Source organism: Psychromonas sp. MB-3u-54, assembly GCF_002836415.1.
Taxonomy (GTDB): Bacteria; Pseudomonadota; Gammaproteobacteria; order Enterobacterales; family Psychromonadaceae; genus Psychromonas.
This window is the reverse complement of record NZ_PJBP01000003.1, coordinates 1-4,891: the sequence shown is the minus strand read 5'-3', so window position 1 is coordinate 4,891 and position 4,891 is coordinate 1. Positions and strand designations below refer to the sequence as shown.

6 protein-coding genes are annotated in these 4,891 nt (G+C 40.3%); all 6 read left to right on the top strand.

Annotated features, from left to right (window positions below; translation table 11 throughout):
• Nucleotides 1-218, top strand: a 218-nt coding sequence (locus CXF72_RS19665) for a hypothetical protein (protein ID WP_232784826.1), incomplete at its 5' end; no start/stop codon positions are given.
• Between the two features lie 298 nt (nt 219-516).
• A complete protein-coding gene (locus CXF72_RS00080) occupies nt 517-1,329 on the top strand; it encodes a phosphate ABC transporter substrate-binding protein (protein ID WP_101036021.1) in 813 nt (270 codons plus the stop codon).
• A gap of 127 nt (nt 1,330-1,456) precedes the next feature.
• Nucleotides 1,457-2,284 carry a phosphate ABC transporter substrate-binding protein gene (locus CXF72_RS00075; RefSeq protein ID WP_157823143.1) on the top strand — a complete coding sequence of 276 codons (828 nt, stop codon included), beginning with the start codon at nt 1,457-1,459 and terminating at the stop codon, nt 2,282-2,284.
• A gap of 75 nt (nt 2,285-2,359) precedes the next feature.
• On the top strand, nt 2,360-3,265 hold the full coding sequence (pstC, locus tag CXF72_RS00070) for a phosphate ABC transporter permease subunit PstC (RefSeq protein ID WP_101036019.1): 906 nt from the start codon (nt 2,360-2,362) through the stop codon (nt 3,263-3,265).
• The gene (pstA, locus tag CXF72_RS00065; RefSeq protein WP_101036018.1) at nt 3,265-4,110 is read left to right on the top strand and encodes a phosphate ABC transporter permease PstA; all 846 of its coding nucleotides are present in this window, start codon (nt 3,265-3,267) and stop codon (nt 4,108-4,110) included. Before pstC ends, pstA begins: the two co-directional genes overlap by 1 nt.
• Nucleotides 4,111-4,122: 12 nt before the next feature.
• On the top strand, nt 4,123-4,872 hold the full coding sequence (gene pstB, locus CXF72_RS00060; protein WP_101036017.1) for a phosphate ABC transporter ATP-binding protein PstB: 750 nt from the start codon (nt 4,123-4,125) through the stop codon (nt 4,870-4,872).
• The last annotated feature ends 19 nt before the right edge of the window (nt 4,873-4,891 follow it).

The following is a 4,891-nucleotide window of genomic DNA, read 5'->3' as shown; positions in this document are numbered from 1 at the left end:
GGATTCGAACCTTTGACCCCCTGGTCCCAAACCAGGTGCGCTACCAAGCTGCGCTAATCACCGAAAACTTACTTTTATTGTTAAGCCTTAATGCCTTAACAACGAGTACAAAGGTTACGGCGTTGTTCGCCCGCCGTCAAATATTATCTACTACAAAAGTCCTGAATGATTGTTTATTGAACGCTTTGTGTGTTTTATCTTCTTACCTGTATAGATAAAGCAAAATTTAATTAAATTACGGTAGTAATGACAGAAAAAATATTTTTTATGCAGCACAGAACCGATAAAATCTCGCAGCAACCTTTAAACATGGCAGATAGTGCACTTTCATATTGTAAAAAATGAATATTTAAATTTAAAAAATAGAAATTATGATAAATTGATTCTTATAGCACCACTGTCATGAAACTGTCACATTCACATGTTTCAATGCACGCACTTCCAGAGAGGGAGTCATTAATTAAATTAGATTTACACAACTCGCAATTTTTATTTACATATAGAATGGAATTAATTATGAAAAAAGTTATTGGTTTAGTAGCAGCAATCGGTTTGATGGCATCTCCACTTACCTTTGCAAACACCACTATTACTGTATCAGGTTCAACTTCTGTCACTAATGTGATGGAAGTGCTAGCTGAAACATACAGTAAAGAAACCGGTATTGATGTTGAAGTACAAGGTACAGGATCATCTGCAGGTGTTCGTGCAGCGAAAGACGGCACTAGCATGATCGGCATGGCATCTCGTGAAGTTACACGTAAAGAAGTAACTGCAGATACAGAAATGATTGTGATGGCGCGTGATGGTATTGCGGTAACGGTCAATAATTCAAATACAATTAAAAGCTTAACTAAAGATCAAATCGCTAAAATTTACCGCGGTGAGACTAAAAATTGGAAAGAAGTTGGTGGCGAAAGCAAACCAATAGTAGTGATTACGCGTGATACAGCATCAGGCACACGTGGCGCATTTGAGGACATTCTAAAACTTAAACGTAAAATTAACGGTATGAAAGTATCATCTATCACACCAACTGCACAGGTAGGTAATGGTAACGGTATGGTTAAAACTATCGTCGCTAACAATGATTTCGCAGTCGGTTACATCTCTCTTGGTTCTGTCGATAACTCATTACGCGCAGTAGCCGTTGAAGGTGTTGAAGCAACAGATGCAAACATTGTTGCAGGTGATTATAAAATTGCCCGCCCGTTCGTATTATTAGTTAAAAAAGATGTTGCTCAAGAAGCGCGTGATTTTATTGCCTATATCTTGTCAGATGCGGGTCAAAGCATTGTCGTATCACAAGGTTACATTCCAGTTAAATAATTTCTAAAAAATTAATCAAAGAGGAGCTTCTGCTCCTCTTTTTGCTTTGAAAATTTTGTAAGCGCAACTGATTGTAGTACATAATCAGATAAATATTTTTACCGTTATGATTCACATGGAATTTATTATGAAAAAGGTTATTGGGTTATTGGCCGCAATCGTTTTGTCGCCCCTCTCATTTGCATCTTCAGAAACGACAGTTACAATCGCCGGCTCAACTTCTGTTTCTCACGTATTGGAAGTTTTGGGAGAGACTTATCAGAAAAAAACAGGCATTGATGTAGAGGTGCAGGGAATGGGTTCATCGGCGGGTATTGTTGCCGTAAAAAATGGCATTACGATGCTCGGCATGTCTTCTCGCGAACTGGCCATTGACGAATTAACTGATATGAACACTACTGTGATTGCCCATGATGGTATCGCTATCGTCATCAATAAATCAAACCCCGTTGACAATTTAAGCCGCGAAGAAATAAAGAAAATATATCGTCAGGAAATAACCAATTGGAAAGAAGTCGGTGGCGAAGATAAACCGATTATTGCGGTAACGCGTGACGTGTCATCGGGTACGCGGGAAGAGTTCGAAAAAATATTGGGCCTAAAACGTATTGTTAATAATATAGAAGTATCAGATATTTCTCAGCGCACACTGGTTGGCAATGGTAACGGCATGGTTAAAACACTGGTTGCTAACAACATTTATGCCCTTGCTTATATTTCTTTAGGCTCAGTCGATAATGAATTATTAGTAAAAGCGCTTAGTGTAGATGGTATTGAAGCCACCAATGAACATATTTTTTCTGGTGACTATAAACTTGCCAGACCCTTTATAGTACTATATAAAAAGAATGTTGCTCAACCAGCCCTCGATTTTATTAACTATATTATGTCCGATGAAGCTCAAAAAATCATCGAAGATCAAGGCTATATCAGCATTGCACAATCTCATAATTAAAATAAGGGAGGCGCAGACGCGCCTCCTGTTGTAATAATTGACATTAAATAAGTAGTATTACCCTGAGGCAGCATAATGAATATTGGAAATAAAAGTATTCCACAGACAGCGCAAAGCATTTCAACAAAAAAACAGGATTGGGTAGGAATGTTTTTCCACTTTTTGTTTATTTGCTCGGCGCTGGTCGGTGTGATCTCTTTAGCCACTATTGCTTGGTTTCTCTTCTCTGAAGGTTTACCCGCATTCCGCCAAGCAGGCGTTATAGATTTAGTATTTGGTAATGAATGGTTACCACCTGCTCTGTTTGGTATTTTCCCAATGATAGTGGCGTCCTTAGCCTCTACTATCGGCGCTGTTGTGATTGGCGTGCCGATTGCGCTGTTAACGGCGGTTTTTCTGGCGGAGCTTGCGCCACAATGGTTAGCAAATATCGTCAGACCAGCGGTTGAACTACTGGCGGGTATTCCCTCGGTTGTTTACGGTTTTTTCGGCCTGGTGATTATTGTGCCCGCGATTGAAGTGATTTTTAATATTCCAGCAGGTAATACCGTTTTAGCCGGAATTATCGTTCTGGCGATTATGATATTGCCTACCGTCATTACCATTTCAGAAACCTCTTTACGCGCATTACCCCCGGTCTATAAAGAAGGTGCACTTGCATTGGGGGCATCACATATCTACAGCATATTTAAAGTACTTATTCCAGCCGCTAAAAGTGGTATTTTAACGGCTATTGCACTGGGTATTGCGCGTGCGCTTGGTGAAACAATGGCCATTATTATGGTAATGGGTAACGCCCCTGCTATGCCCGGTTCATTACTTGAACCGGCAAGAACCCTGACTGCAAATATTGCGATGGAAATGTCCTATGCAACGGGCATACATGCCAGCGCACTTTATGCGACCGGTATTGTTTTATTGGTATTTATCGTCATTCTAAATGCAGCTATTTTATACATTAACAAAAAGAGAGCCTACTAATGTTAAAACGACAAACTAAAGATAAGTTGTTATTAGCAGCAACCTGGTCTGCCGCTACTATTACTATTCTATTTCTGTTATGGGTTGTCTGGCACGTTTTAAGTAATGGTTTAAGCTATGTAACTTGGGAATTTATTACCAGTTCTTATACGCGCATTGGCGAAGCATCGGGCATCTGGCCGATGATAGTATCAACGGTTTATATGGTTGTTCTGACGCTGTCTATTGCCACTCCTATTGGTATCATGACGGCGATTTACTTAACTGAATATGCGAAACCGGGCAGTAAAATAGTACAAGTGATCCGTTTTTGTATCGAATCGTTGGCGGGTATTCCCTCAATCGTTTACGGTCTGTTTGGTATGACATTTTTTGTCACCACATTAGGGCTGGGATTCTCCATTTTAGCCGGTGCATTGACCTTATCGGTCCTTATTCTGCCGGTTATCATCCGTACCACAGAAGAAGCGCTAATGGCCGTACCGCTCAGTTACCGTGAAGGCGGTTATGCTTTAGGCAGCTCTAAAATATATACTATTTGGCGTTTGATTTTACCGAGTGCCATGCCGGGTATTGTCACCGCGGTAATCCTAAGTATCGGCCGTGTTATTGGAGAATCTGCACCGGTATTCTTAACCGCAGGTATGGTCACCAAGATTCCTGAATCAGTATTGGATTCAGGCAGGACATTAACAGTACATCTGTACAAGTTAACCCAAGAGCTATTTACTCAACATGAATGGGATCAGGCTTATGCCACTGCAACCGTTCTGATTGTGTTAGTACTTTGCTTAAATTTAGTCACGAAACTCATTGCTACCCGCTACAATAAAGCATCTCACTAAAGGTCATAAAAAATGAACAAGCTTGAAATAAACAACCTGAATCTTTTCTATGGCAAAAACCATGCATTAAAAGATATTTCATTTATCATTCCCGAGCGCCAGGTAACTGCGCTGATTGGCCCTTCCGGATGTGGTAAATCAACTTTACTGCGTACTTTAAATCGCATGAATGATCTGATTGCAGGTGTCACAATCACCGGTGAAGTGAAATTTAAAAATGAAGATATTTATGCGGATATTGATGTTCAGGATTTAAGAATGCGTGTCGGTATGGTTTTTCAAAAAGCCAATCCGTTTCCAATGAGCATTTATGAAAATGTTGCTTTCGGTCTTAAAGCACAGGGCATGAAAGATAAAAAAGAACTCTCTAAAATTGTAGAAGAGTCTCTGCGCAGTGCAGCGCTATGGGATGAAGTGTCGGATCGACTGAATATGCTGGCGACAGGTCTCTCCGGTGGACAGCAGCAGCGTTTATGTATTGCTCGTGCTATCGCGATGAAGCCGGAAGTTATCCTAATGGATGAACCAACCAGTGCATTGGATCCAATAGCAACCCATAAAATTGAAGAGTTAATGGATGAACTGCGTAAAAAGTTTACTATAGTCATCGTGACGCACTCGATGAACCAGGCTAAACGTATCTCAGATAAAACCGCTTTCTTCTGGATGGGTGAATTAGTTGAATACGGAGATACTGCAGAACTGTTTAAAAATCCGATTGATAAAAGAACTCAGGGTTATGTCAGTGGCGAGTTTGGTTAATAATAATTAACTAATCGAA